Origin of the sequence: Actinomadura meyerae (assembly GCF_900188445.1) — a bacterium.
GTDB classification, from domain to species: domain Bacteria; phylum Actinomycetota; class Actinomycetes; order Streptosporangiales; family Streptosporangiaceae; genus Spirillospora; species Spirillospora meyerae.
Window position 1 is genome coordinate 14,615 of the sequence record NZ_FZOR01000037.1, and the last position, 26,943, is coordinate 41,557.

The 26,943-nt window shown below is 70.8% G+C and carries 25 protein-coding genes and 1 tRNA gene; 14 read left to right on the forward strand and 12 right to left on the reverse strand.

Annotation, left to right across the window (positions count from 1 at the left end; genetic code table 11):
* Positions 1 to 85 precede the first annotated feature (85 nt).
* Positions 86 to 1,879, forward strand: a complete 1,794-nt coding sequence (locus CHF16_RS40520; protein ID WP_089329475.1) for a serine/threonine-protein kinase — start codon at positions 86 to 88, stop codon at positions 1,877 to 1,879.
* 36 nt (positions 1,880 to 1,915) lie between these two features.
* On the opposite strand, the gene CHF16_RS29800 is transcribed toward CHF16_RS40520, so the two are convergent.
* Positions 1,916 to 2,554, reverse strand: a complete 639-nt coding sequence (locus tag CHF16_RS29800) for a LysE family translocator (protein WP_089329476.1) — start codon at positions 2,552 to 2,554, stop codon at positions 1,916 to 1,918.
* Between the two features lie 149 nt (positions 2,555 to 2,703).
* On the opposite strand from CHF16_RS29800, the gene CHF16_RS29805 reads away from it, so the two are divergent.
* Positions 2,704 to 4,236, forward strand: coding sequence for an ArnT family glycosyltransferase (locus tag CHF16_RS29805; protein WP_218826902.1), 1,533 nt, complete (start codon positions 2,704 to 2,706; stop codon positions 4,234 to 4,236).
* 6 nt (positions 4,237 to 4,242) lie between these two features.
* On the opposite strand, the gene CHF16_RS29810 is transcribed toward CHF16_RS29805, so the two are convergent.
* From CHF16_RS29810 to CHF16_RS29825, 4 genes are read right to left on the reverse strand one after another with little or no spacing between them, the layout of a single operon-like run.
* Positions 4,243 to 4,869 (reverse strand): DUF1444 domain-containing protein, encoded by a 627-nt coding sequence (locus CHF16_RS29810; RefSeq protein ID WP_245869509.1) that lies wholly within the window; start codon positions 4,867 to 4,869, stop codon positions 4,243 to 4,245.
* 44 nt (positions 4,870 to 4,913) lie between these two features.
* On the reverse strand, positions 4,914 to 6,455 hold the full coding sequence (locus CHF16_RS29815) for a cobyric acid synthase (RefSeq protein WP_089329477.1): 1,542 nt from the start codon (positions 6,453 to 6,455) through the stop codon (positions 4,914 to 4,916).
* On the reverse strand, positions 6,452 to 7,348 hold the full coding sequence (locus CHF16_RS29820; protein ID WP_089329478.1) for a cobalamin biosynthesis protein: 897 nt from the start codon (positions 7,346 to 7,348) through the stop codon (positions 6,452 to 6,454). Before CHF16_RS29820 ends, CHF16_RS29815 begins: the two co-directional genes overlap by 4 nt.
* Positions 7,332 to 8,120: a phosphotransferase gene (locus CHF16_RS29825; protein ID WP_245869511.1), complete on the reverse strand. Its 789-nt coding sequence runs from the start codon at positions 8,118 to 8,120 to the stop codon at positions 7,332 to 7,334. Before CHF16_RS29825 ends, CHF16_RS29820 begins: the two co-directional genes overlap by 17 nt.
* Before the next feature lie 124 nt (positions 8,121 to 8,244).
* Between CHF16_RS29825 and CHF16_RS29830 the strand changes: the two genes are divergently transcribed.
* Positions 8,245 to 8,318: transfer RNA gene (locus CHF16_RS29830), tRNA-Arg, on the forward strand.
* A gap of 551 nt (positions 8,319 to 8,869) precedes the next feature.
* On the opposite strand, the gene CHF16_RS42225 is transcribed toward CHF16_RS29830, so the two are convergent.
* Both CHF16_RS42225 and CHF16_RS29840 read right to left on the reverse strand, forming a co-directional pair.
* Positions 8,870 to 9,136 (reverse strand): DUF6247 family protein, encoded by a 267-nt coding sequence (locus tag CHF16_RS42225; RefSeq protein ID WP_425427526.1) that lies wholly within the window; start codon positions 9,134 to 9,136, stop codon positions 8,870 to 8,872.
* Positions 9,091 to 9,684 (reverse strand): TetR/AcrR family transcriptional regulator, encoded by a 594-nt coding sequence (locus tag CHF16_RS29840; protein WP_089329540.1) that lies wholly within the window; start codon positions 9,682 to 9,684, stop codon positions 9,091 to 9,093. Before CHF16_RS29840 ends, CHF16_RS42225 begins: the two co-directional genes overlap by 46 nt.
* Before the next feature lie 184 nt (positions 9,685 to 9,868).
* Here CHF16_RS29840 and CHF16_RS29845 point away from each other — a divergent pair, with 184 nt between their 5' ends.
* The 6 genes from CHF16_RS29845 (at position 9,869) to CHF16_RS29870 (ending at position 17,862) form a co-directional block, all read left to right on the forward strand.
* Positions 9,869 to 12,142, forward strand: coding sequence for an MMPL family transporter (locus tag CHF16_RS29845; RefSeq protein WP_089329481.1), 2,274 nt, complete (start codon positions 9,869 to 9,871; stop codon positions 12,140 to 12,142).
* 395 nt (positions 12,143 to 12,537) lie between these two features.
* Positions 12,538 to 13,428: an MFS transporter gene (locus CHF16_RS29850; RefSeq protein WP_179271762.1), complete on the forward strand. Its 891-nt coding sequence runs from the start codon at positions 12,538 to 12,540 to the stop codon at positions 13,426 to 13,428.
* Positions 13,429 to 13,587: 159 nt separating this feature from the next.
* Positions 13,588 to 14,289 (forward strand): hypothetical protein, encoded by a 702-nt coding sequence (locus CHF16_RS29855; RefSeq protein ID WP_143228168.1) that lies wholly within the window; start codon positions 13,588 to 13,590, stop codon positions 14,287 to 14,289.
* Positions 14,290 to 14,850: 561 nt separating this feature from the next.
* Positions 14,851 to 15,984, forward strand: coding sequence for a hypothetical protein (locus CHF16_RS29860; RefSeq protein WP_143228169.1), 1,134 nt, complete (start codon positions 14,851 to 14,853; stop codon positions 15,982 to 15,984).
* A 30-nt stretch (positions 15,985 to 16,014) separates the two neighbouring features.
* Positions 16,015 to 16,887 carry a hypothetical protein gene (locus CHF16_RS29865; protein ID WP_089329485.1) on the forward strand — a complete coding sequence of 291 codons (873 nt, stop codon included), beginning with the start codon at positions 16,015 to 16,017 and terminating at the stop codon, positions 16,885 to 16,887.
* A gap of 306 nt (positions 16,888 to 17,193) precedes the next feature.
* On the forward strand, positions 17,194 to 17,862 hold the full coding sequence (locus tag CHF16_RS29870; protein ID WP_089329486.1) for a peptide chain release factor-like protein: 669 nt from the start codon (positions 17,194 to 17,196) through the stop codon (positions 17,860 to 17,862).
* Between the two features lie 56 nt (positions 17,863 to 17,918).
* On the opposite strand, the gene CHF16_RS39755 is transcribed toward CHF16_RS29870, so the two are convergent.
* A complete protein-coding gene (locus CHF16_RS39755; protein WP_143228170.1) occupies positions 17,919 to 18,584 on the reverse strand; it encodes a hypothetical protein in 666 nt (221 codons plus the stop codon).
* A 359-nt stretch (positions 18,585 to 18,943) separates the two neighbouring features.
* Between CHF16_RS39755 and CHF16_RS29880 the strand changes: the two genes are divergently transcribed.
* Positions 18,944 to 20,902 (forward strand): DUF6461 domain-containing protein, encoded by a 1,959-nt coding sequence (locus CHF16_RS29880; protein ID WP_218826903.1) that lies wholly within the window; start codon positions 18,944 to 18,946, stop codon positions 20,900 to 20,902.
* A gap of 54 nt (positions 20,903 to 20,956) precedes the next feature.
* On the opposite strand, the gene CHF16_RS29885 is transcribed toward CHF16_RS29880, so the two are convergent.
* Entirely contained in the window at positions 20,957 to 21,433 is a 477-nt protein-coding gene (locus tag CHF16_RS29885) for a MarR family winged helix-turn-helix transcriptional regulator (protein ID WP_089329489.1), read from the reverse strand.
* Between the two features lie 36 nt (positions 21,434 to 21,469).
* On the opposite strand from CHF16_RS29885, the gene CHF16_RS29890 reads away from it, so the two are divergent.
* Positions 21,470 to 21,790 carry a hypothetical protein gene (locus tag CHF16_RS29890; protein WP_089329490.1) on the forward strand — a complete coding sequence of 107 codons (321 nt, stop codon included), beginning with the start codon at positions 21,470 to 21,472 and terminating at the stop codon, positions 21,788 to 21,790.
* A 71-nt stretch (positions 21,791 to 21,861) separates the two neighbouring features.
* On the opposite strand, the gene CHF16_RS29895 is transcribed toward CHF16_RS29890, so the two are convergent.
* Positions 21,862 to 22,473 carry a DUF2625 family protein gene (locus CHF16_RS29895; RefSeq protein WP_089329491.1) on the reverse strand — a complete coding sequence of 204 codons (612 nt, stop codon included), beginning with the start codon at positions 22,471 to 22,473 and terminating at the stop codon, positions 21,862 to 21,864.
* A 102-nt stretch (positions 22,474 to 22,575) separates the two neighbouring features.
* Between CHF16_RS29895 and CHF16_RS29900 the strand changes: the two genes are divergently transcribed.
* Positions 22,576 to 23,109, forward strand: coding sequence for an RNA polymerase sigma factor (locus CHF16_RS29900; RefSeq protein ID WP_089329492.1), 534 nt, complete (start codon positions 22,576 to 22,578; stop codon positions 23,107 to 23,109).
* The gene (locus CHF16_RS29905) at positions 23,106 to 23,588 is read left to right on the forward strand and encodes a hypothetical protein (protein ID WP_089329493.1); all 483 of its coding nucleotides are present in this window, start codon (positions 23,106 to 23,108) and stop codon (positions 23,586 to 23,588) included. The genes CHF16_RS29900 and CHF16_RS29905 overlap by 4 nt, the downstream gene beginning before the upstream one ends.
* A 47-nt stretch (positions 23,589 to 23,635) precedes the next feature.
* Here CHF16_RS29905 and CHF16_RS29910 read toward each other — a convergent pair whose 3' ends face one another.
* Complete coding sequence (locus tag CHF16_RS29910; protein ID WP_143228171.1) at positions 23,636 to 24,640, reverse strand: hypothetical protein; 1,005 nt, start codon at positions 24,638 to 24,640, stop codon at positions 23,636 to 23,638.
* Positions 24,641 to 24,715: 75 nt separating this feature from the next.
* The gene (locus CHF16_RS29915; RefSeq protein ID WP_089329495.1) at positions 24,716 to 25,738 is read right to left on the reverse strand and encodes an LLM class flavin-dependent oxidoreductase; all 1,023 of its coding nucleotides are present in this window, start codon (positions 25,736 to 25,738) and stop codon (positions 24,716 to 24,718) included.
* Positions 25,739 to 25,912: 174 nt separating this feature from the next.
* Here CHF16_RS29915 and CHF16_RS29920 point away from each other — a divergent pair, with 174 nt between their 5' ends.
* Positions 25,913 to 26,923 (forward strand): threonine ammonia-lyase, encoded by a 1,011-nt coding sequence (locus CHF16_RS29920; protein WP_281259411.1) that lies wholly within the window; start codon positions 25,913 to 25,915, stop codon positions 26,921 to 26,923.
* Positions 26,924 to 26,943: the final 20 nt, after the last annotated feature.

Here is a 26,943-nt window from a genome sequence, read left to right on the forward strand (position 1 = left end):
CGGGAACGGATGCGCCCTCCGGCGACGTCGGAAAGACTGAGCGCACACGCCTTCGGCTCACAGGATCGGCTTACAGGAGACGCCCATGCAGGCCCCCCTTCGCGACCGCGACCCGCGCCGGCTCGGCCCGTACCGGCTGACCGGACGGCTCGGCCGGGGCGGGATGGGCACCGTCTTCCTCGGCGAGGACGCGGCGGGGCGGCGCGTCGCGGTCAAGGTCATCAACCCGGAGCTGGCCGACGACGAGGCGTTCCACGACCGGTTCCGGCGCGAGGTGACGGCCGCGCGGCAGGTCCGGCGGTTCTGCACCGCCGCGGTGCTGGACGCCCGGCTGGACGGCGACCCGCTGTACGTGGTGACCGAGTACGTCGCCGGGCCGTCGCTCGACGAGGCCGTCCGGTCGGGCGGCCCGCTGCGCGGCGGCGACCTGGAGGCGCTCGCGGTCAACATCGCGACCGCGCTGGGCGCGATCCACGGCGCCGGGATCGTGCACCGCGACCTCAAGCCGTCCAACGTGCTGCTGTCCCCGACCGGGCCGCGCGTGATCGACTTCGGCATCGCGCGGGCGCTGGACGCGGGCGACGGGCCGACCAGAACCGGCCAGTTCGTCGGGACCCCCGCCTACATCGCGCCGGAACTGATGCACGGCCGGGAGGTCACTCCGGCGGCGGACGTGTTCTCCTGGGGCTGCGTCGTCGCCTACGCGGGGACGGGCCGCGTCCCGTTCGCCGGCGAGACGCTCCCAGAGATCATCAACCGGGTGACGTCCGACGACCCGGATCTGGACGGGCTCGACCCGGCGGTGCAGGACCTCGTGGCGCGCGCGCTGGCGAAGGACCCGTCCGAGCGTCCGACGGTCAAGCAGCTCCTCCGTTCACTGACCGGCGAGGAGGCACCGGGGGCCGAGGCGGGGGCGGATGTCGAGAAGACCTTGGCGGAGGAGACGCCAGCGGAGGAAAGGCCGCTCACGGTGCCGCTGCCCCCGGGCCCGCAGCCGTCGCCGCCGACCGCCGTCGCCACCGATCCGCCCACGCTTCCGGCGACGGCCGCCGCCACCGTGCCGCCGTCCGAGCCCCCGCCGCCGGGCCCCGCCGTGCCGCTGACGCCGCGGCGGCCGTCCCGTCACGGCGGGCATGGGCGCGCCATCGGCCTGACCGCGGCCGTCGCGATCGCCGGCCTGCTCGGCGTCTCCGGCTTCCTCGGCCTGCGCGGCCTCGCGGACGATGACGGCAGCGGCGGCGGGACGAGCGGCCGCGGCGGCGATGGCACGGACGCCGCCGCGCTCGCCGCGAACTTCCGCAAGGGGCCGCCCGACGAGAAGGACAAGCTCTTCGAAGACGACTTCAAGGAAGAGGACTCCGGCTGGCACAGGGCCACCACCCCCACCTGGGACGCGAACTACAAGGACCGCAAGTACGAGCTGCACGTCCTCCCGACGACGACGGTGACGGCCGCCGACGCACCGGTGCCGGACGTGCCCAGGTCGCAGCTCATCGAGGTCAAGGTCGAGTCGGTCGCCAACGGGGGCGAGGCGGGGGTGTACTGCCGCGGGCAGAGCAGGGGCTTCGCCTTCCTGATCAAACCGGAGGACGGCCTGGCCCGGATCATCCGGCTCGGGTCCGGGCAGACGGGGTCGCTGGCGATCGGCAAGGCCGAACTCCGCGAAGGCAGGAACCGGGTCCAGGCCGCCTGCGTCGAGGGCGAGGGCGGCGCCGTCCACCTCGGCATGTGGGTGAACGGCCGGCCCGTGGCGTCGTCCATCGCCACCCCGGACGGCGGCGATCCGGACGCCCCGAGCGGCATCGTCCTCCACCGTCCCGAGAACGAGCCGGGATCCCTGGCAGCGGTCTTCGACGACTTCGCCCTCTGCTCGGTCTGAGCCGGGCCAGCAGGTCCGGGGAGTAGGCGCCGAGGGTCAGTCCTTGCGGCCGGTGGCGGCGACGGTGACACCGAGGCCGATCATCATCAGCCCGCCGGTGCCGCCGATCGCGGCGAGGCGGCGCGGGGAGCCGGCGAACCAGTCGCGGGCCGTCCCGGCGGCGATGCCCCACACGCTGTCGCACAGCAGCGCGATCACCGCGAAGACAGCGCCGAAGACCATCATCTGCAGCGCGGCGTGGCCGTGCTCGCGCACGACGAACTGGGGCAGGACGGCCGCGAAGAACACCGTGGTCTTCGGGTTCGTCATGCCGACGATGAACCCCTGCAGCAGGGCCCGGCCGCCCGTGCCGCCCGCCTCGTCCGCGCCGATCGTCTCCTGCAGCGAGCGCCGGTGCCGGATGGCCTGCACCCCCAGGTAGACGATGTAGACCGCGCCCACGATCTTCAGCGCGGTGAACACGACCACGGAACGCTCCACGATCGACCCGACGCCGACCGCGACGGCGGAGGTCAGCACGAGCGCCGCGAGCACCCCGCCGACGACGCCCGCGAGCGCGGTGCGGCGACCGTGCGCCAGCGCCCGCCCGACGACGAACAGCACGGACGGCCCGGGGATCACGATGATCGCCAGCGCCATGGCGGAGAACGCCAGCAGCTGATGCAACGAAACCATGGAGCGCACGTTACGGAGCGCATCCGGCATCTCCCACCGGTTTTTCCGCGGCAAGGACGCGGCGCGGCGTCGCGGGCGGCCGGTGGTGTCCAGGGTCGGCCGGAAGGAAGATCGTGACTTATGTCATGTTCGCGGCATAGGTTCGGATCATGACCGCCCCTGCCGCCGCGGCGCCGCGGCCCGCCGGGATCGCGCCCGCCGCGCCGGCACCGGCCTGGCGGCCGGTGCTGCTGATCGCCGGGGCGCTCGGCGTCCTGCTCCTGCTGCTCAGCGCGCGGTACGGCCACCACCGCGACGAACTGTACTTCCGGGTGGCAGGACGGCATCTGGCCTGGGGATATCCCGACCAGCCCGCGCTGGTGCCGCTGCTCGCCCGCGCGATCACGGCGGTGTTCGGCGACTCGCTCGTGGCGCTGCGCGCCCCGTCCGCCGTCTTCACCGCCGCGGGCGTGGTGGTCGCCGCGCTGACCGCGCGGGAGATGGGCGGCGGCCGGCGCGCGCAGGTGCTGGCGGCCGCGTCCTTCGCGGTGTGCCCGTTCGCGGTCGCGGCCGGGCACCTGTTCTCCACGGCGACGCTCGACCTGCTGCTGTCGACGACGCTCGTGTGGCTGACCGTCCGGTGGGTGCGGACCCGCGACCAGCGGCTGCTGCTCGCCGCCGGCGCCGTGGCGGCGCTGGCGCTGAACGTCAAGTACCTGGTCGTGTTCCTGCTGGCCGCGCTCGTGGCCGGGCTGCTGGTGTCGGGGCCGCGCGAGTTCCTGCGCCGCCCGATGCTCGCCGCCGGGGCCGTCGTCGCCGCGCTCGCGGCCGTCCCCGGGCTGGTCTGGCAGGCGCGGCACGGCTGGCCTCAGCTGGAGATGGCGGACGCCATCGCCGACAAGGCGGACTTCGGCGGACGGCCCGGGTTCATCCCGTTCCAGCTCCTGCTGACCGGCGTGTTCCCGTCCTGGCTGTGGATCTACGGGCTGTGGCGGACGTACCGGTCCGAGGGCCTACGGCCCTACCGGTTCCTCGGGCACGCCTACCTGCTGCTGAACGCGGTGTTCCTGATCACGGCCGGGAAGCCGTACTACCTGAGCGGGCTGTGGGCGGCGCTCTGGGCGGCGGGCGCCGTGGAGATCGAGCGGAACGGCGCGCCGCGCGGCTTCGGATGGCTCGCGTCCGCTCCCCTATACGCGGTCACGGCGCTCACGACCGTGCTGCTGACGCTGCCCGTCTACCCGGTGAAGTGGCTGGCCGACACGCCGCAGCCCGCCGTCAACGCCGATTCGGCCGAGACGGTCGGCTGGCCCCGGTTCGCCGAGCAGGTCGCGGAGGTCTACCGGGCGATTCCCCCGGCCGAGCGGGCCAGGGCGACGATCGTCGTCAGCAACTACGGCGAGGCCGGAGCGCTCGACATGTACGGGCCCGGCCTCGGCCTGCCCCGCGCCTACAGCGGCCACAACGGCTACTGGTACTTCGGACGTCCGCCGGACACGGGCGGCCCGACGATCATCGTAGGACCGGACAGCGCCGCCGAGGGCGCCGAACTGCGGCGCTACTGGACGGACGTCAGGATCCAGGGACGCGTCGACAACGGCGTCGGGCTCGACAACCAGGAACAGGGCAAGCCGATCTGGCTCTGCGGCGGGCAGGTCGCCCCGTGGTCGCAGCTGTGGCCGGAGTTCAAGCGGCTGTCGTGACCGCCGTCAGCCGGACAGCACGTCCCAGGTGCCGCCGCGCCGCACCATCAGGTGGTGGGTGAGCAGGCTCCCGGCGGGCACGTCCCAGTTCGGGTCGGCGCTGTCGCGGTCCTCCGCCCACACCTGCGCGACCGCCCAGCGCAGCTTGTCGACGCCGTCGGGATGGCCGGTGCCGGACGCGACGAACACGTCTCGCGCGGGGGCCGCCACGACGAGGTCGCCCTCCACGTCCTGCGCCAGCTTCTCCAGGAACCCGTCGTCCAGCAGCAGGCCGGACTCCAGGGTGCCGCGCCCGGCCGTCCCGCCGAGCGACACCGTCACGGCGCGCACGTCGGGATACCAGCTGAGGCTCAGCTCCGGCCGCAGGTCGCGCAGGTTGATCACGGCGCGGCGGCGCAGCTCGCCGGGCGCCAGCCCGAGCTCGGCGCAGTGCCGGCGCGCCACGTGCTCGTAGCGGCGGCCGGACGGGGCGCCCTCGTCGGCGATCTCCAGCGCGTACGTGACGTACAGGTCGCCGGCGAACGGATCGCGGACCGGCTCCTCGTCCGCGGGCAGCGGGAACTCCAGCTGGACCTCCGCCGGCACCCGCGCCTTCATGAGCGGGACGATCAGACTGGACCGCGGGTCGGACACGGGACGATCCTCCTGGTACCTGGTGCGGCCTTGAGTGGATCACCTTACCGGCGCCCGGGGCCGCCGGCCGAACCCCCGGGCCGGGCCGGCCCGCCCGCGGGCGGCGCCCCGCCCGGCGGGACGACGGGAAGCCCCGCCGGAGCGCCCTTCTCGATGATCCGCCAGACGGCACCGGTGTCCAGGTGCTCTTCGACGAGGTCGCCGAGCGCGTCGAGGGTCGCCTCCCGCAGCGCCGCGAACGACACGTCCGGCGCCGGGGTGAAATCCCTTCCCGCCCGGCGGGCCACGTCCTGGAGGAGGGCCCTTCTGAAGCCGTCGTTCTCCATGGCGCCGTGCCAGGTCGTTCCCCAGACGGCGCCGTTCCGGCAACCGTCCAGGAATGGCTCCCCGGACGCCGTCACCACACCATGATGAATTTCATAGGCGCGGACATCTTCTCCGTATGCGGACCCGCTGGGCCTTCCCAGGACCTTCTCTTCCCCGAACTCGACCTTCGCCGGCAGCAGGCCGAGCCCCCGGATGATGCCCGCCTTGGACTCGACACCGTCCACGATCTCCTCGGCGAGCATCTGGTAGCCCCCGCAGATTCCGAGGACGGGCAGCCCTTCCCGAGCCCGCCGGGAGACCTCCTCGGCCATTCCCCTTTCCCGAAGCCACAGCAGATCGTTCACCGTCGCCCGCGTACCCGGAAGGACCACGAGATCGGCCTCGGCCAGATCACCGACGCTCGCCGCGTACCGGACGACGACGCCCGGCTCGCAGGCCAGCGCGTCCAGGTCGGTGAAATTCGAGATGCGCGGGAACCTGACCACGGCCACCCGCAGCGTTTCCCTCCCGTACGGACCCCTGGCGTCGGGCCTCGGCGCGTCCAGGGCCAGCGTGTCCTCGGAATCGAGGTACAGCCCCAGCTTCCACGGCAGCACACCCAGCGTCGGCCGCCCGGTGAGAGCCTCCAACTGCTCCAGCCCCGGCTCCAGCAGTTCGTACGCGCCGCGGAACTTGTTGATGACGAACCCGGCGACGAGAGCCTGGTCTTCGGGTTCCATCAGCGCGACCGTCCCGTAGAGGGAGGCGAAAACACCGCCCCGGTCGATGTCGCCGACGACCACCACCGGAAGCCCGGCCGCCCGCGCCAATCCCATGTTGACGATGTCCCCGGCCCGCAGATTGATCTCGGCGGGACTCCCCGCCCCCTCGCACACCACCACGTCGTATTCGGACCGCAGCTCGTCGAGGCTTTCCAGGACGACCTGCTTGAGCCGTTCCTTGTGCGACCCGTACTGCAGCGCGTCGACCTCCGCGACGGGCCGCCCGAGCACGACCACCTGGCTGCGGCGGTCGCTCCCCGGCTTCAGCAGCACCGGATTCATCACCGCCCGCGGCTCCACCCCCGCAGCCTGGGCCTGCATGTACTGCGCCCGCCCGATCTCCGCACCGTCGCTCGTCACCATCGAGTTCAGCGACATGTTCTGGGCCTTGAACGGCGCGACCTTCACCCCCTGCCGCGCCAGCCACCGGCACAGCCCCGCCGTGACCACGCTCTTCCCCGCGTCCGACGTCGTCCCCGCCACCAGCAGCGCGCTCACCGCAGCACCCCGATCACGGCCGCCGCCGACAGCGTCACCGCAGCCGAGAGCCGCACCGCCCGCCGGATGTCCCGCACGTCGGGCGCCCGGCCGTCCCCCATCTCGGGACGCCGCTCGACCCGCCCGCCGTAGGCGTTGACACCGCCGAGCCGCACCCCGAGCGCCCCGGCGAACGCCGCCTCGACCCGTCCGGCGTTGGGGCTCGGATGCCTGGCCCCGTCCCTCCGCAGGACCCGCCAGGCATCGGCGCCCCCGCACAGCACGACCAGCCCCCCGGTCACCCTCGCCGGAACCCAGTTGGCGAGGTCGTCGAGCCGGGCCGCCGCCCACCCGAACCGCTCGTACCTCGGATTCCGGTACCCCACCATCGCATCGAGCGTGTTGATCGCCCGATACATCAGCAGCCCCGGAATGCCCGCGACCGCACCCCACACCAGCGGGGCCACCGACGCGTCCGACGTGTTCTCCGCGACCGACTCCACCACGGCCCTGCTCACCCCGCGCTCGTCCATCCCCTGCGGATCCCGCGCGCACAGATGAGGAAGCCGCTCCCTGGCCGCCGCCAGATCTCCGCGCTCCAGATGGCGGGCCATGATGAGCCCCTCACGCCCCAGCGACGTCCCGCCGAGCACCGCCCAGGTCACACCCGCCGTGGCGGCCCCATGCACCCCGAGCCGCCGGCTGACCCGATCGATCACGACCCCGGCGGCCCCGGCACCGCCCACGAGAACACCCGCATAGACGGCCCCGCGCCACCGGGAATCCCCGTACAGGAACCGCTCCCCGGCCGAAGCGAGCCGCCCGAACCCCGCCACCGGGTGCCACCGCCGCGGATCCCCCAGCAGGACGTCGAGCACCACACCGGCCACGAGCCCCTCAGCAGAGACGCGCATCGATCTCGTCCCAGTGCCGCTCCAGCCAGTCCTGCGCCCGCCTGATCCGCGGCCCGGCACCCCCGCGCCAGATCCGCTCCCACCCTCCACCGCGCTCCGCCCTCGCCCTCATCGCCCGATACGACCGCTCGAACCTCACCCGCGCCACCGGCAGCACGTCCCGCCGCAGCTCCCGCCCCAGCCCGTACGCGTCGCAGAAGATCCGGATCCGCCGGCCCACGTCCGCCCGGTACAGCACCGCGTCCCGATCGGCCGGATCCTCGATCGGCCCCCAATGCCGCAGGGCCGTCACCACATCGAACAGCCGCGTGGTGGGCCGCGCCAGGTCGAAATCGATCAGAGCCGTGGGCACGCCCCCCGAGAAGACCACGTTCTCCGGCGTGACATCGCAATGCCCGATGACCTCGGGCTCCCCGAAATTGGACGTCTCCCCGTCCCACACGGCCCCCTGCGGAACCCCGTACGACGCCACCGCGTCGTGGTACCGCCGCAGCAGCCGAGCGACCCCCCGCAGCGCGTCCTCCGACACCACATGGGCCGCGAGCGGCCGGTGCGGCACCTCGCCGGGCACCCAGCTGAGCACCTCCCGCCCCTGCTCATCGATCCCCAGCACCCGCGGCGCCCCGTCGAACCCCACCGCCTCCAGATGCCGCAACACCCCGTGCACGGCCGCACTGTGCGCCCCCAGCGGCCTCCGCACCGTCTCCCCGACCCGCACCACGCCCTCCGACACGTCCCCACCGGAGAGCGGAACCTCAAAGTCCACTGCCACAGCACCCAAAGATAGAACTCGGAACACCCCCCGCGCCCCGCTCACGCGTGGTAACGGCGTTATAGATGTGGAGCTGGAGGACCGGCACCCTTACACTGTGTCCCGGCGTCCCGCCGGGCGCCGGGCGCCCGTAGCTCAGCTGGACAGAGCATCGGACTTCTAATCCGACGGTCGCGGGTTCGAATCCTGCCGGGCGCGCCCCTACAACCAGGCCATCTAGCCTCTGACCTGCGAGGACACTCCTCCCGTCAGATCGCCCGGATGCAGCCGAATGCCACCGAACGCAGCCGCGCGGCACTGTTCCCGGAATATACGCGGAATGACTTGGCCCACGTTTCCGCAGGTCAGCACGAAAGCGGAGAGAGGCCCCGGAATACTCCGGAGCCTCTCCACGGCAGTTGCCGATCATGCCACGCATCGTCGTCGACCAGCAGCGTGAGCATGCCCTCGCCGTTCGCACCGAAGAAGGCGTGTCTGATGGCTGTCTGACCCGGCCGTTCAGGCACCGCGTCCCATGGCGTTTCCAAGAGGTCGAGGAGGCGCTCAAGTAGTAGGCCGTGCCGGACTTCGTTCGGGAGCCCGTTCAGCTCGTACAGCGCGCGTTCGTGGGAAACCGTCCCAGCGGTACGTCACACCCGGCCTTCCCAGCCCGGAGGGGTGTAGCGGACGAAGCTGTCCTCCCTGCCCTGCAAGGCCTCCTGAACCGCCTCTTCGTATCCGGGACGGCCGTAGGCGATGGCCCGCAAGCGTCACTGACGCAGCAGGGTTTGGACCTGCTTGAAGCGCGCCAGGTCGTGAGCCGCGTCGAGCGCCTCGTCATACTCGGCCCGGAACTGGTCACGATGCGTCGGCGGGAGCGCATCGAAGATCGCGGCCGGATCCTCGCCGGGATCGCGCGCAGTCGCGCGCCGCGGTGAAGGGGTGCGAGGCAGGCCGCGGGTGAGGATCGTCGTGCGGTGGGAGGGGCGGTTCAGGGGCGTAGTGCGGCTATTGCCAGGCGGGCGTATCTTTCCCAGAGTGTCAGGTCGGTGACCTGCAGTTCGAGCAGGGCGTGCGCGACCCCGGCGACCAGCACTGTGATGTCCATGTCCTGAGCGTCCGCGCGGAAAACGCCCTGGGCGATGCCGAGCGTGAGGATGCGCTCGGCGTAGCGGCCCAATCCCGGGTCTTCGACGCCTTCGGCGCTGCTGAGGACGTCGGCCATGAGCCGGTTCCTCGCCAAGCGCGCGAAGATGTCGACGAGTGCGTTCTCCATGGCCCGGTAGGCGTCGGCCTCGGCTTCGGCGGCCGCCGTCTCGAGCCGTGCGGCCAGCCAGTCGGTGTGGACCTGGGCGAGCGCGCGGACCAGGTCGGCCTTCGTCGGGAAGCTCCGGTAGACCGTGGCCTTGCCGACGCCCGCGCGGGCCGCGACCTGCGGGATCGTCGCGTCGAGCCCGTGCTCGGTGAAGACCTCGACCGCCGCCGCGAGGACGCGCTCATGGTTGCGGCGTGCGTCCGCCCGGCGCGTCGACCACTCCCCGGACTCGCCGACGGCGTCGCTGACGCTCTCGGTGACCCCGGACATGGGCTTCATGGTGCCACAGCTCCTCGCCTCGCCGGCTGCGCGACACCGCCCGCTCCAACGCCCCGGGTTGCGCGGTGTGAGGTCGTGCACACTTCGAGCATCAACTGGACCTTAGGGTCCATTTGCTCCTACCGTAGCGCTAACCGGACCTCGGGGTCCAGATCGTTCTTCGGAGGCAGTGGTCATGGCGTGGCAGTTGTTCCGGCTCGGCCGGTGGTCCTTCGCGCACCGGAAGGCGGTGGTCGCCGCCTGGCTGCTGCTGTTGACGGTGCTCGGGGTCGGCGCCGCCACGCTCTCCGGGAAGACCAACGACAACTTCGAGCTCTCCGGAATCGAGTCCACCCAGGCGTTCGACCTCATCAAGGAACGCAGCCCGCAGGCCGCTCCGGACGGCGCCACCGCCCGGATCGTGTTCGAGGCCCCCGACGGCGGCACGCTGACCGACGCGGCCAACAAGTCGGTCGTCACCCGCGCGCTCGCCGAACTGAAGACCACCGACGTCCAGTCGATCTCGGACCCCTTCACCGCCGGCACCATCTCGCAGGACGGCCGCGTCGGGTACGCGACGGTCAGCTACACCAAGACCGCGGTCGAGCTGAAGGACGCCGACAAGAACGCCCTCGAGGACGCCGCGGAGGCGGCGGAGGACGCCGGGCTCAACGTCGCCATCGGCGGGGACGCCCTCGCGGGCGTGACCGAGCCCCCGATCGGGGAGCTCGTCGGCATCGCGGTCGCGATCGTGGTCCTCACCATCACGCTGGGCTCCCTGGTCGCCGCCGGCATGCCGCTCCTGACCGCGCTCGTCGGCGTCGGCGTCGGAATGCTCGCCATCACCACCCTGACCGGGTTCGTCGAACTCAGCTCCGTGACCCCGGCCCTGGGCACCATGCTCGGTCTGGCCGTGGGCATCGACTACGCCCTGTTCATCGTGTCCCGCTACCAGCACGAGGTCCGGTCGGGGCGGCCCCTGGACGAGGCCGCCGGCCGTGCCGTCGGCACCGCCGGCTCCGCGGTCGTGTTCGCCGGCCTCACGGTCGTCATCGCGCTGGGCGGGCTCGCGGTGTGCGGCGTCGGGTTCCTCACGCAGATGGGCCTCGCGGGGGCCTTCATGGTCGCCATCGCGGTCCTCATCGCGCTGACCCTGGTGCCCGCCATCCTCGGCTTCACCGGCAGGCGGGTCACCGGGGGCCGCCTGAGGTTCCTCGCCAGGAACGACGCCGAGGACGACCAGGCCCGGACGAACGGACGGCGCTGGGTCGAGGCCGTCAGCAAGAACCGCTGGCCCGCCCTCATCGCCGGCATCGCCCTCGCGGCCGTCGCCTCCGTCCCGGTCGCGTCCATGGAGCTCGCACTCCCCGACGACTCCGGCAAGCCGTCCAGCACGGACGCCCGGCAGTCCTACGACCTCATCGCCGACAACTTCGGCGCCGGCGCCAACGGTCCGCTGATCGTGGTCGTCGACACCGAGAAGGCCGGCGACCCCGCCGCCGCGGTCGCCGCCGTGACCGAGGACCTGCGGGCCATGGCCGCCGAGGACGGCTCCGACATCGGCGCCGTCGTCCCGGCCGTCGGCAGCGACGCTCCAGAGGCGCGGCAGGCGTTCGAGCGGCAACTCGAGGCCGTCCGGTTCGCCGCCATCACCGTCATCCCGAAGTCAGGTCCGTCCGACCAGTCCACCAAGGAGCTGGTCGCGGACATCCGCGGCGCGGTCGCGGACCTCCCGGCCGAGACCGGCGCCCGGGCCCTGGTCACCGGGCAGACCGCCGTCGGCGTCGACCTGGCGAACAAGCTCCTGGACGTCTTCCCGCTCTACCTCGCCATCGTCGTCGGGCTCGCGATCTTCCTGCTCATCGCGGTCTTCCGCTCGATCTGGGTGCCGATCAAGGCGGCGCTCGGGTTCCTGCTCTCGATCGGCGTCTCCCTCGGCGCGACGGTCGCGGTGTTCCAGTGGGGCTGGCTGCAGGGACTCATCGGGCTCGACGCCACCAGCCCGGTGCTGTTCATCCTTCCCATCCTGCTCACCGGCATCCTGTTCGGCCTCGCGATGGACTACGAGGTGTTCCTGGTGACCCGGATGCGCGAGGCCTACGTGCACGGCACCCCGGCGCGGCGGGCGATCGTCGACGGTTTCGCGCACAGCGCGCGGGTCGTGGTCGCGGCCGCGGTCATCATGATCGGCGTCTTCGGCGGGTTCGCGCTCTCCGGCGACCCGATCCTGAAGTCCATCGGCTTCGCCCTCGCGGTCGGCGTCCTCGCCGACGCCTTCCTGGTTCGGATGCTGATCGTGCCCGCGGTCATGGCGATCGCCGGCGAGCGCATCTGGTGGATGCCCCGATGGATGCGGCCCCTCGTCCCGAACCTCGACATCGAGGGCGAGGGCCTCACCCGCCGCCTCGACCAGACCGGCGACGAGGCGGCCCCTGCGCCCTCGGTTGTGCGCTCATCTGCAGCGAACTGACCGTGTTCTTTCGTTCGGCTGCGGACGCGGCGCGGCATGCGTTCGGCGAGGGCCGCCGCCTCCGTCAGGGCCGTCGTTCAGCGAAGTACGGCTGCCAGTAGGTCGGTGCCCAGGGCCGCCAGGTCGGGCAGGTTGAGGGAGTAGCGGACGTAGCGTCCCTGCCGCTGGGACGTGAGCAGGCCCGCGCGGCGCAGGACGGCGAGGTGGCGGGAGACGCCTCCTGGAGCGCACCGCGGGCCTGGGCGCCCCGCAGGCCCCCGGACGGCAGGCCGCCGATGTCGATGCTCAACGTCATCCCCCCATCATCGCCGGTCGGACGGCTGACGACCTCGCCGATTGACGGTGTCCGTCAACTGATGGGGGCCGGTTCGGCGACCGGACGCACCGTTGACGCCATGGCGTCCACGATCAAGATCCAGCCGCGCGTCCTCGTCCGTGCCTCCGGAGGCCCCCGCTATGCCGTCGCCCTGGCCGTGGACGCGCTCGGCACCGGCCTGCTGCGGCCCTTTCTGCTGATCTACGGCGTGACGGTGCTGGGACTGTCCGCGCCGGTCACCGGCACCGCCATGACGGTCGGCGCCGTCGCGGGCCTGGTGTGCATGCCCGCGGTCGGCCGATGGCTGGACCGGGGCGCGCGCAGCACGGTCGTCGCGGCGTCGATGCTGGTGCGGGTCCTGGGCGTGGCGCTGCTGCTGGCCGCCAACGTGATCTACGTGTTCTGCCTGAACGTCCCCGAGGTCGCGGTCCCTCTCGTCCTGGTGACGCAGATGGACGCCTCCCCGGTGTGGTCGGGGGCCGTCTTCGCGGCCAACACGGCGCTGGTGATCACCCTGCAGGTTCCGGTCACCGTCCTGCTGTCCCGCTTCCCCCGCCGGTCCGTGCTGGTGTTCGCCGGGGTGGTGCTCACCGCGTCCTACCTCGGCTTCTTGGCGGCCACCTCTCTGGGAGACGGCTGGGGTGCCCCGGGCGTGGCCGCGGTGTCCTTGGTCTGCACCCTCGGCGAGATCGTCTATGCGGGCAGCGCGACCGCGCTCGTCACCGCCCTCGCCCCGGCCCATGTCCTGGGACGCGCCCTCGCCCGCTTCCAGCTCTCCACGGGCTTCGGCCTCGCTGTCTCCCCGGCGGCCATCACCGCCCTCGCGTCCCACGGCCCGTCCGCACTCTGGGGCGGTCTCGCCACCGCGACACTTCTCTCCGCTGGAGCCGTCGCCGCCGATCAGGGCCGGGGAACCCGACCCGGCGGTTCCCGCGAACAGGGCCCTCACCCGGATCGGGTGAGGCCCTAGGGCCCTACTGGACCGGCCGGCCCGCGTCTACATTCTCTTTCAGCCAGCACAGCCCGCAATTCGCATTCAAGTATCGGGCGAGATTCGGAACACGGCTCCTGCTGGTCGAGGCGCGCCTTTCTCCGCGCGTCGAACATCATCTCTCCGAAGGTGGTCAGCATGCGCAAGCGTGTCCAGTTCTCAGCGATGGCGCTGGCGATGGCCGGCGTGGCGGGCGGGGTGGTGGTGGCCACCTCGCCCGGTGAGCCGCCCAAGTCGACCGCGCTGTCCTCGGGGTCGTCCGCGAAAGCGGGCACCACCTACCAACGCCCCTACATGCAGGTGCAGAAGTACTGGTCCAAGCCGCTCAAGCGCTGCATGATCATCACATTGTGGGGCACCGTCAGCTACAAGCTCTCGACCCAGAACGCCCGCTGGAAGACCTACCACGACCGGACGATCAAGCAGCCGACGATGCGGTTGACCGTGCGGACCAAGTGCGGTTCCGGCGGCAAGAACGTCAAGGTCAACAAGGCCAAGATAAGGCAGCGCTGGTGGGACTCCTCCTGCCGCGCCGAACCGTCCATCGGGGGCGGCGTTCCGTGGTCGGTGGCCTTCGCCGTCGCCTTCGACTGCGGTGATGTCAAGACGGCGTCACGATCCACGTCGTACGGGAAGCACCACACCTACACCCAGTACAACAGCTCCACGAAGGTCAAGTGGGGCAGTACCAGCGACGCATGGACATGGAACCCCTACGAGAAGGACGGCAAATGGTGGCCGCTGTGCCTGAGCGCCAGCACCACGGCGACGATCTGGCGCGGAGCCAAGTCCGACACCTGGCCGACCGGCAAGTTCAGGGTGTGCGTGCGCCACAAGTAGCGGGGTCGCCGGTTCCGGGGAGCGCGACGGTTCGGAACCGGCGGCAGCGGTAGACCGGCAGCCGGGCAAGCGCACTGCCCGGCTGCCCTCTGCTGCCGTGCCCAATCCGCACCTTTCATCCTTTTAGGCGTCGAAAGTCGGATTACCGGACCGCGCGAGTCGAGATGGTGTCCGCCGAATGGACGGCGGTCTCGATCATTCTCGTGGCCGGATGCGGCAACGTCCGGTCCGCATGTGCGGCGTCCGGTGTCGAGGAAGTTCACGCGGCAACCGACCTCCGCGTGCATTAGGGATCTAGAAACGATCGCCGTCCGCCGGCAAATCCGCAGGGAGAGGACGGTGAGCCAGTGCGATGCGCAGCGGGCCGCCGTTAATGATCGGTAATGCATGGCACATCGCTCGCCATTTTTCCATTGCTCCTCTTGGAATGCTTCGCTCTCGCTGACGTCTGATAGATGGGGCCGCGATGCCCTTCGCTCCTGTGGTGTGCTGCATCGAGTCGGGCTCGGGGCGCGGTCTCCTTTACGCGCCCACGAGATGCACACGGGGTGAAGGAGCATCGTGCAACCCACTCTCAGATCACCGCTACCGGTCCTGTGGACGACGTGGCTCGGCACGCGGACGGCGGACACGCAACTGGTCCAGGCGTACGTGAGGGCAGTAGTGGAGCCGACGTGGAATCGGCTGAAGCAGATCGCGACGATCGAGAAGGCCGATCCGGCGCAGGTCTCCTGGGGCAAGTTCCTCGACCACTGGCGGGGCCGGCAGGGCGTGGTGGCCCCGAACACCGGCACGCTCCTCGACCAGGCGGTCACCGATCTGGCCGCGACCGCCCACCAGCTCCAGGGGGCGATGGCCAGGCCCGAGAAGGCCCAGTCGGAGACGTCGCCGCTCGGCGCGCATGTCAATCCCGGCACCGCCGCCGACCTGCTACTGGCCTCGGCCCGCGGTGTCCGCGGCTGGCGGGCCGAATGGGCGCAGGGCCCCATCGGGGTCGACATCAACGACCCGAGCGTCCCGGAGGAGGTCAGGGCCCTGGTGGCGTTCATCCTGAGCACGGACGACGTGGTCGGCCTCGTGTACGACAGGGACGAGCGCGACCGCGAGCCGTCCCGCGGGCAGAGCACCGACGCCGCATACGCCGCCACGTTCGCCGCGGAGACCCGCGTCATCGGCGCCCGTGACCGTTCGGTCAGCACCAAGCACTACGGGGTCATGCGGAGTTGGCACATGGACGTCAACGACTGGATATGCCCCTCCCGCGGAGCCGAGACCCAGTCCACCCGGGCCCACAACTACCGGACGGCCAACAAGGCCGAGTTCGCCAACGGGTACGGCATCGAGGCGGCCGCCGACGTCCGCAACCGCAAAGAGGTCAAGCGGACGCTGGTGGAGAACAAGAAGCCCGTCGCGCAGGGAATGACCGAGTTCAACGTGCTCTTCGACACCAACGGCCGGCTGGTCTTCGACTACCAGGCCGGTGACTTCTACCTCACCGGGCACTACGCCTCCTACGAGGTGCCGAGCGCCGCGCTCGCGCCCGGCGACCAGCCGGGCGGCCGGAAATGCTGGCCCTACTTCAAGCTGCTCAACGCCGACCAGGTCGCGCTCACGACCGCCGGCCACATGGAGGTCGGACGGCTGCGGTACTGGGAGAACCTCCGCAGGCAGGGACACGGCCACACGCTGGGCTGACCCGGGACACCAACGACGAAAGGCAGTCACATGGCCGAAGAACTACCGCCTCAGGGCACCGTCGAAATCGGCGCCGCAGGACCCGACAGCCACCGCGACTCCTACGACCACAGCACGCTCGACAACCTCATCACGCGGTTGATGAAGGGGCGAAAGTTGCCCGCGTGGTACGAGAAAACGGCGCGGAGGCTCCTCCAGGAGCTGATCAAACCGAAGGTCACCTACAGGTTCGCCGACGACGAGGCGGTCCACTACTGGACGCTCACCCGGGTCGTCACCACACACCTCTGGACGCTGAGCACGGAAATGCTCGCGGAGCCGGACAACCAGGAACTGCGCGAGGAGCCCTGGCAGGAGACCTGGTCGGAGCAGTATCTGGCGATCGAGAGACTGCGCGCGCAATTCCAGGCCGCCGCGGGCGGGAATTTCACCTTCCTGGGGAAGGACTACCAGCTGAAGAGGCAGTTCCCGGACATCGCCAACCACATCTATGTGTACCGCCGCGGCACCTCCGTCGTCTACCACGGCATCAAGATCTCGACCGCACGCGCGATCATGGACGCCATCGAGGGTCCGGCCAGGAAGCTCGCTGAGGCCGACATCGACGACTTCGTGTGCGCGTTCTTCGCCGAGCCGACCAGGTGGCCCGAAGAGCAGATGTTCAACCTCCTCGCGATAGCCGGAACACGCTCGGACACTCAACTCACCGGCGACAACGGCATCCTGCCGCTGGCTTCGGGAAGCACCTGGGAGGCCAGACTGAACGCTCCCGGCCGCGAAGTCCCCCGGCGCATCGTCGAATACACCACGTCGATCGGCCTCCACCACGCCCTCAACCAGGAGCTCGCCGGATCGTCGAGTCCGGAGCAGTTCGCGCTGGAGGTCATCAGGAACATGACGTAATGGCGGCCGCCGGTGGTGCGGCACCGCCGCACCACCGGCGCTCACGAGCCGTGCCCGGCCCCGGCCCCGGCCCCCAAGCCCGTAACCCGCTTGGCGCCGGGGCGGGCATGTGAGAACGTGGTGCACGTGATCAGCACGGCAAGGACGCAACGCTCGACCGCCGTCGGCGGCGGGCGTGTTGTCGTGCTCGCTCCTGGGCGTCGATGAGTCCAGCGCCGCATCGCGGCGCTCCCCCCGTCCTCTCGACTCATCGACTTTCCCCTTTTCGCCGGTTCGCCACCGGCGCTCACTCCCAGGAGCCTTGCCATGTGCGTTGTAGAGATTCGTCCCGGTGAAGGCGGCGCCGACGCGCTCGCCTTCGCCACCGAACTGGCCGACACCATCGCGGCTTGGGCGGTCCGCCGAGGCTGGCCGGTCGACCGTTCCGCGGCCGAGCCGGGCCGCACCATCGTGATGACCTTGGCCGGCGTCGCCGAGGCCGAACTCGCCTGGCTGTCGGGTACCCACCGCCTGCAGCACGAGCCCCGCAACGACCGGCGCGGCCGCAGGCACACCTCCACCGCGACCGTCGCGGTGATGCCTCGGCGGACCCGTCCCACCGGGCCGCTCGTCCGGGACGAGGACCTGCGCGTGCAGACCATGCGCGGACGCGGACGCGGCGGCCAGCGCAAGAACAAGGTCGAGACCGCCGTCCGGCTCCAGCACCTGCCCACCGGCATCGTCATCACCCGGACCACGGGCCGCTCCCAGGCCGTCAACCTCGCCTCGGCCCGCGCCGACCTGGAGGACCGGCTCCGGCTCATGGCCGCGCGGCAGGTGCGGCAGGACACCGATCTCCTGCGGCGAACCCAGGTCCGGTCCGACCGATCGGCCAAGTCCTTCACCCACAACGCCCAACGGGGGCAGGTCGTCGACCACACCACCGGCCGCCGCTGGTCACTGCGCGCCTGGCGCCAAGGCCGCCTCGACCAGTAACAAGACCGGCACGAGCGAGGACGGCCAAAGCCGGCCGCGTGAGGTGACGCGGTAGGTCAGCGTCGCCGGGGCGATGGACCGGGCAACTCAGCGGCGATCTCGGCGAATCCATCGAGCACCTTGGGTGCGAAACCGCCCTTGACCGCCTCGGCCTCGGCGACGGTGAGCCGCTTGCCCCTGCCGATCGAATGGTAATAACGACCGGTGAACCGGATGCTCCGCAAGCCGAGCGCGGCCGCGCCCAACGGTTTGATGTCGCCGGTGCCGTAGACGTCGATCACTTCCTGGAACCGCTCCCGGGCGCCGGTGCTGCGAAACCTCACCCAGGCAACCGAGATGAGGGCGATGTTCCCCTGCCGGTCGGCGATGGCGAACAGCCTCCGGTACAGCGAAGTGCACGGATTGCGAAGAAGGGACCGCTGCACCTGCCCGTACGTGGCGCTCACACATTCTCGGTTCCGCCGGGTGGCCGACCGTTTCAAGCGCCGCGTTCCCAAACGTCGCCAAGCCTCGTCGGCTCTGCCCTTACGCGCGGAACGCTTCGCATCCACCTTGCGAACTTTGATCGACTCCAAGCTCACCGAGGAGCCTCTTCCGGCACCGGTGACACCACCGCCACCGAAGATCATGACCGCTGCCACTCCGGCCGCGACGGCCGTCCCTCCGCCGCCGCCATCGATCGGAATCCGTCGACCATTCTTGGTGATCCAGCGCTCCGCCATATCGGCCCAGGGTAGAAGCAACCTCCGACACTTTCCGGCGCTTCCCCGGAGACGTCCGGCTCCGGACAAGATATATGCCAGATCCAAGTACATTTAGGACAATCCGCGACTAGTGTTCATGTCCGTCTTGTAAATCGATGGCCGGAGGTGCCGTGCTCGACGTCCCCGACGCATTACCAGAGGAGATCGAAGGGCCGGTGGCGGCGGCGATTCCGCTGGTCGTCGCCCGCATTCCGGACGCACCCGCGGCGGAACTCGGCCGGTTGCGGGCCACCGCCGACGGCATGTGGCCGATCCGTAGATCGATCACCGGACACAGGGCCGGGGGATGGTCACGTTCGGCGGCAGGGGATTCGCCAGTGCGCGATGCGCTCGGCGCGCTGCCATCGTTGCTGGTCGAGCGTCTGCTCGGTGCGCTGGAACTGACCGTGCCGGAACTGGACCTGGCCGGCGTACCGGACCTGACCGGTCTCCTCGGCGAGCCCTCCACCGGTTCCTTCGGTGTGGGGATGACGGACGGGGCGAGCGAGGCGGTCCACGAGGCGGCGATGCTGGACCGGATCCGGCCGGGTGCCCTGCCGCTGGTCGCGGCGCTGGCGCGTCGGCTGGCCGCCCGTCCGCGCATGGCCGCGCTCCTTGCGGTGGGGTCCGATGTCACCGACGAGCCGGATGTGGCCGCGGCGCATGGTGCCGCATACCTTGCGCTGGCCGTGTCCACCGCCACCGCCGTCCTGCACCGGGTGGGTGTTAACTCCCAGGCGATCCAGCCGCCGGCCGTGCTCGGCGTCGCGATCGGCACCGCGAGCCTGCTCTTGCAAGAGACCCCGATGCCCCACGCATACGCGGCCGCGATACTCGCCAGGATTCGCGCGGAATACCGGCTGCCCGTCGCGTCCAGCGAGCGGGCCACAGTGACGGGGCACCGGTTCGCGCTCCTGGAGGAGGGCACCGCCCCGGAAGCCGACTTCAGCCGCAACGGGCTCGTCGCGGCCGTCCCGGGCGGGGCGGTGATTCGCACGGGCGTCGAGAACGGAGACGTCCGGGTTCTGTTCCACGTCCTGGACGAGCCGCCGCCGGACGTCGCGACCGGCTGGGAGGAGATCGTCGAGATCAGCTGGCGGGCGACGACCGGCGGCGCCTCGCTGACCGGGCTCCAGGCGCCCGGGCCTCGCCTGCACGGGGCCACTCCCCCCTGGCCGGGCGACTACCGGCTGCGTGTGCACGCCCGCGGCCGGGACGGCGCCGACGAGACCGAGTCCTACGAGCTGATGGTGTGGCAGGCTCCCGCCGCCCCCGACACCGTGCACGCCCTGAGCGATCGGCTCGGCCACCGGCTGCGCGGCGAGCCGGAGCCCGTGCGTCCCGACCCGCCCGAGGCCGCCTACCGGTGGCTGCGCCGCAGTTCCCTGTCCGAGGCGGCGACGGTCACGGTGGTGACCGGGGCGGACGCCGCGGACGTGCTGCGCGCCTTCAACGCGGACCCGGACCGCCCGGAGTCGCTGCGCACCATCTCCATGGAACTGCTGGAGAAGCAGTCGATCGATCCCTGGGTCGCCGTGGTGGACGTGGGCGGTGCCGTGGTCGCCGTCGAGTACAACGGCTGGCAAGGCTCGACCCAGCCGGTGCTGGCCCGAGCGTCCACCGGCGGCCGGGCCGCGAGCATGTACTGGAATGTCGACGCGATGACACGATTGTCGTTCGCCGAGCACGGCGACGTGCTGCTGTCGGAGGAGCCCTTCGGTCCTCTGGACGCGCCGCCATCGGTCGCCGGGACGCTCGCCGGTCTCGACTTCGCCGACCATCACCGCGGCACGAGCCTGATGGGCCTGGTCGCGGTGCAGCGGTTCACCGGCCACGGCATCACCGCCGACGACCTGGCCCGCATCGAAGCCGCCGACATCGCTTTCCGGATCGTGCCCGACCTGCCCACGCTGTACCCGTACCGCCTCTACCCCGGCATGCCGCCCGACCCCACCGCCGAGGCGCTGACAGGGCAACCCGAACCGACCCTGCGCGACCTGGCCTGGTGGGCCGCCGCTCAGGCGGCCCACTACGCGGAACTCGGCGACGACCCCGACATCGCCGCAAGCCTCACCGCTCGGGCCCTGACACCCGACGCGCGCCTGCGCGCCCGCCGCTCCCAGCTCGGCGACGGCGAACACCCATGGGTCTGGCTCGCCTTGCACCGCGCGACCAACCCCGACCCGCTCGCCGCGGCCGTCGAGGCCCTCGAAGCGGCCCGCTACGCCGCCGGCCCGCACGCAGCGAACCTGGTCGCCGACGTCCAGAACAGACTCACCACACCGGAGCCGCCCTGACGACCGCACCGCCCACGACCGCGTGTGGTCCCTTCGGGCCTGCGACCTGCGGCGTCATCGCGTGGCCTCGTCCGGCGCCGGTGCCGACAGCATGCGGATGAGCTGCCGGATGGTGGTTCGCGCCTGGCTCAGGCTCGCCTCGTCGAGGTCGGTGCCGGCGAGGAGCCGGCTGCGGTGACGGCCTCCGGCGTCGTCCAGGCGTGCCAAGGTCTCCCTGCCCGGGTCGCTGAGCCGGACGAGAGGAGCCCGCGCGTCATCGGGGTTGTCGGACGCGACGACCAGCCCCGCGTCCTTGAGTTCGTTGACGACGCGCTGGACGCTCTGCCGGGCCAGGCCCAGCCGCCGTGCGGCGGCCGACACCGTGATCGGCCGTTCGCTCAGCACGCTGAGGACGTGCCAGCGCGCGGTCGACTGGCCCTCCTCTCGGGCGATCTCCTCGGCGGTGTGCCGCGACAGCCCGGCCAACTGGTACACGTCGGCGATGAGCAGGCGGTACGCCTCGACCGTTGCCGACGATCGCGTGGAGTCCATAGAATGACAGCATACTGTCAAAATGGGGAGCGTGAGATGATCCTCCGACTCTGGCGCGGCTGGACGACCGCCGAGCTGGCCGACGACTACGACGAGATCCTCAACACGGACGTGGCACCGGGCATTTTGGCCAGGAACCTCGACGGCCTGCGCTCGTTCGACGTCTGGCGGCGCCGTCCCGCCGAGCAGACCGGCGAGCACGAATTCCTCACCGCCATGGTCTTCGAGGACATGGCCGCGATCGAACGGTTCGCCGGTGGGCCCACCCAGTCCTACGTACCGCCCCAGGCGCGTGCCGTGCTCAGCAGATTCGACCTTCACTCCCAGCACTACGAGCTACGACAGCGACACCGCTGACACATGCCGGTCCCCCTTGGTCGCCGCCACCGGCCCCTTGCTCCATGGCCGGACGGGAACGCCGGGCATGGCTAACCCAGTTGCCGTGTCATCTCATGGTGGAAGGAGACCAGTTCCGCCATTGGCACGGCCTTCCGGGAGACCTTGGAAAGGTCCTGGCCCTCCACGGTCGACGGCGGCGGCCAGGCGTGGATGCCTTCGGAGAGGGGCAGGGCGGCCACTTCGGTCTCCCAGCCGGGCCAGCGCAGGGTTTCGTAGAACTGCGTCAGCGAACCGGCGAGGATGGCGTACAGCCAATCGGCGTAGCCCTGCTCCAAGTCGAGCCAGTCCAGATCGTCCGGGCCGAAGTACTGGATGGTCGGTGGCGCCCCCGGCGCGGCCGGCGCCCAGGCGAACTGGCCGCCCAGCACGTCGTAGCCCACGACGAGCCGACGCGAAGCCGGATCGGCCTCGACCGTCACGTCGGGAAGGCCGTCCGCGCCACTGCCGAGCACCCGAAGCCAACCGTGGTCTATGCAGATCCCGCCGGTATGGGCCACCACGGCCCCGAGCCACGACCTCGTCGTGATGCCGAGCATCTCCAGGCAGTTGTGCGCGCGCTCAGCGTCCGGTGCGAGCATTGTGACCGGATACGGCGCTCTTTGAGCCGCGGCGAGGACCTCGTCCCACGCTGAACTGTTCATGCTCGCAGTCTTTCAGCTCGTCCGGCGGCGCCGGGCCGAGGCGATCCCGGGCGTGAACCTGATGGTCGCGGCGTCCGACTGTGCTGGTGACGGGAGGACGAGATGACCGATGAGTTGCTGGTGGTCCGCTGCCAGCTAGGGGAACGTGAGGCTCTCGCTGAGCTGGTGAGGATCTGGCACGCACCGGTATGGGGATTCGTACGGCGGATGCTGGACGCCGAGCGAGCCGATGACGTGACTCAGGAGATCTGGGTGGCGGCATTGCGCGGGCTGCCCCGGTTGACCGAACCGGGCCGATTCGGTCCCTGGCTTTTCACGATCGCCCGCCGCACCGTGGTGAACCGGCTCAGGCATGAATACGCCCGTGCCCAAGCCGACGAGGCGTTCCAGACGAGCGAGGAGCCGGTCACCGCGGATCCGGCGGACGCGGCCGTGGACCGGGCCGAGCTGATCGCGGGCTTGGCCGGCCTGCCGGTGCGTGAACGGGAGATCCTCATCCTGTTCTACCTGCAGGACCTGTCGATCGAGGACTGCGCCCAGATCTGCGCGATTCCGCCGGGCACCGTCAAATCCCGGCTCAACCGTTCCCGTCGCCTGCTCCGCGAGCACCTGATCGAGAGGGGATACCGGCCATGACCGACGAGACCCGTCCGTCCGCCGAGGACATGATCGACCGGCTGGCACCGATGCTGTCCCGCCGGCAGCGGCTGCGGGGTGTCGCGGCATTGCTCACCGGGCTGTCGGGAGCGGCATTCGTCACCACGCTGTGGACCACCGAGCCCGGGGGCCTGCCCGATCGGACGCAGCTGGCCTTCGCCCTGCTCACCCTGACCTGCCTGGCGTGGAGCGGCTACGGCGCGTGGCTGGTCGCACGCCGCGCTCCCCTGTTCGCCCTCGACCGCGTGATCGCCGGCTGGCTCGCCTTGGCGGCGGCGCTGCTGACCACGGCCGTCACCGTGACCCTCGCCGCGATCAGGGACCGCGGCCTGATCCCCGCGCTCATCGTCGGCGGCGTCCTCATCACCGGAACCGCTCTGTTCAACGTCCGCGCACACCACAAGCGCAGGACTCTCCTGCACCGTAAGGAGGAGCTCACGGCACAAGACCAACGATGACGCCTGAGGGGCCGGGTGGGGGTCGTCGTGGCCGACTTCGGCCCTGGTCAGGGGTTCGGCGGTATGTCGTCGAGGTCGAGTCGGTACCAGTCGCCGCCGGACGTGAGGAAGTGCAGGTCGGGTCCGCGTCCGATGACGTGGACGTCGTCGGGGAGTTTCCGCCCGTCCGGGAGCACGACCCGGTATTCCCTGGTGTCCTGCCATCGGCCGTCGGACAGTTGTCCGGCGACCAGGCGGCCGTGGTCGGCGCTGTACCCGCCGTACAGGGCGACGCGGGAGCCCTCGGCGATGAGCGCCCTGGCGACGGCATCGTTGTTGTGCCAGCCGGTGACGGTCCCATCCTGGACGCGGACGATGGGGAAATCGGTGTAATAGCACGTCCAGACGGCGTCCGCGCCGACATTGAGCGCATAGCAGTCGATGATCATGCCCCAGGGGTCGTTCATGCCGGACGGGAAATGCCAGTCGATTTTCAGGTCCGGCGAGAAACGCACGATCCCGGAGGACCCGATCGGCCCCGGCCCCTCAGCGCCGCCCGAGCCGTAGTTTCCGAAGACACCCTCGTCGAAGTAGCCGACCCAGATGTGACCGGTGGCCGTGGTGAAGACGTGCTCGATGCCGTCGCCGAACGTTTCGGCGGCGAGAGCGGTTCCCTCGGCGGAGTAGACGATCGCATTGCGGTCCGGGCCGGCCTCGCGCCAGCGGGCCCTTGCGCCCACGGCGAGGATCCGACCGTCCGGCAGCGGCTGGACGGTGGGGTGCGCGAGCGGGAAGTCGCGGATCGTGGTCGCACTGGTCGGTGCCGGCGAGTGCACCGTTACCCGGACGGTCGCCGGGCGGGAAGCGCGGGGATCTGGGAATGTGGCCCAGCCCGGCTGGGTCGTCGCCGACGTCACCGCCTGCACATCAGGTGCGGCCGACCAGAGAGCGATGACCTCTCCGCTGGGGCCCACCGAGGCGCGCACCTGCACGTCGCCATCCTGAACCGGGGTGATTCGTGCGTGATGACGAAGGGGCAGAAATGTGGGCCGCCAATTGCGCTCGTTCTTCACCCCGACACCCCACCACCACCGGCCGACTGAAGCCACCGAATATTCCACCTGGGGAAGGCGGCCGGTGGTGGTGCTTTAGCGCCAGCCTAGTTCGGGGGCCACGTGGGTCAGGATGTTCTCTATGACGTGGGCGTTGTAGTCGACGCCGAGCTGGTTGGGGACCGTGAGCAGCAGCGTGTCGGCGGCCTGGATGGCCTCGTCGCCGGCGAGCTGCTTGACCAGCACGTCGGGTTCGGCCGCGTAGGAGCGTCCGAAGACGGCCCGGGTCTTCTCGTCGATCATTCCGATCTGGTCGCCCGAGTCGGCGTTCCGGCCGAAGTAGGCGCGGTCCAGGTCACTGGTCAGCGCGAAGATGCTGCGGCTGACGGACACGCGCGGCTCGCGTTCGTGCCCTGCGTCCTTCCATGCCTGCCGGTAAGCCTCGATCTGCTTGCGCTGCTGGACGTGCAGCGGCTCGCCGGACTCGTCGTTCTTCAGCGTGGAGCTTTGCAGGTTCATGCCCAGCTTGGCCGCCCACACGCCGGTGGCGTTGGAGCCCGAGCCCCACCAGATGCGGTCGCGCAGGCCCTCCGAATGCGGCTCGATGCGCAGCAGTCCGGGCGGGTTCGGGAACATCGGCCGCGGATTCGGCTCGGCGAAGCCCTCGCCCCGCAGCACCGTCAGGAGCACCTCGGTGTGCTTGCGGGCCATGTCGGCATCGGTGTCGCCCTCGGACGGCTCGTACCCGAAGTACCGCCAGCCGTCGATGACCTGCTCCGGCGATCCCCGGCTGATGCCGAGCTGCAGCCGCCCGCCGGAGATCAGGTCGGCGGCGCCGGCGTCCTCGGCGAAGTACATCGGGTTCTCGTAGCGCATGTCGATCACGCCGGTGCCGATCTCGATGCGCGAGGTCTTCGCGCCGATCGCGGACAGCAGCGGGAAGGGCGACGCCAGCTGCCGGGCGAAATGGTGCACGCGGAAGTAGGCGCCGTCGGCGCCGAGCTCCTCCGCGGCCACGGCCAGATCGATCGACTGGAGCAGCGCGTCCGACGCCGACCGGGTCTGGCTTCCCGGGCTGTCGCTCCAGTGGCCGAACGAGAGAAAACCGATCTTCTTCACACCGACACCAACCATCCCAGCGCCCCCGCGATTCCAGCTTGGCCGACCACAGGTTCATGCCACGGTCGTCCACCTTCACGCATCACGACCAGCGGGGATCGAGCGCGCCCACCCGGTCATCGAGACTACGGAGCGGACGCTCATTCTCCCGGTGCGGGCGGGGCGGGTACGGTGGTGCGTCGTGCTGACGACGCGCCTCGATCTCGACCGGATCCACGCGGCGCGCCGCGTGATCGACCCCGTGTTCCTCGACTTCCCCTGTTCCCGTGCGACTCCTTGGGACGTGCACTGGGCTGCACGGTGAGCATCAAGCTGGAGACGGCCAACCCGGTCCGCAGTTTCAAGGGGCGGGGCACCGAGGTGGTCGCCGACCGGGTGAGCGAGCAGGGCCGGACGGCCGTGGTGTGCGCCAGCGCCGGGAATCTCGGCTGGGCACTGAGCTGGTCGGGCCGTCGCCACGGCCTGGACGTGACGGTCGTGGCATCGCGCCACGCGCCGGCCGCCAAGCTCGACCGGATCCGCGCCTCGGGCGCGGTGCTGGACGTGGTCGACGGCGACTTCGACATGGCCCGGGAGCGGGCGGCGGACATCGCGCGACGGCGCGGCATACGGCTTGTCGAAGACAGCCTGGACATCGAAACGTGCGAGGGAGCGGCGACCATCGGTCTCGAACTCGCGCAGCACGCGCCCTCTTTCGACGCCGTGCTGATCGCCCTGGGCGGCGGTGCCATGGCCACCGGCGTGGGCTACGTCCTGAAGACCCTGGCGCCCGGAGCCGAGGTGATCTGCGTGCAGCCCCAGGGCGCGCCCGCGATGACGCGTTCCTGGCGGGAGCGCCGGGTCGTCACCACCGACTCCACCGACACCATCGCCGACGGTGTCGCCGGCCGGTACCCGATCCCGGCCGTGCTGGACGACCTTCTGGTGGTGGCCGATGCCGCCGTCCTGGTCGAGGAGGCGTCCATCGTCGCGGGCATGCGGATGCTCTTGCGGCACGCGGGCCTGGTCGTGGAACCCTCGGCGGCCTTGGGCGTCGCCGCCGTCCTGGAGGACCCGAACCGCTTCGCCGGCCGCCATGTGGTCACCATCCTCTGCGGCAGCAATGTCGACATGGACGCCTATCACCGCTGGGTTCGTCCCGACTCGCATGATTCCGAGCCCTCCGGGACGAACCACTCGGCATGAATAGACGTCCGGCGGAGTTC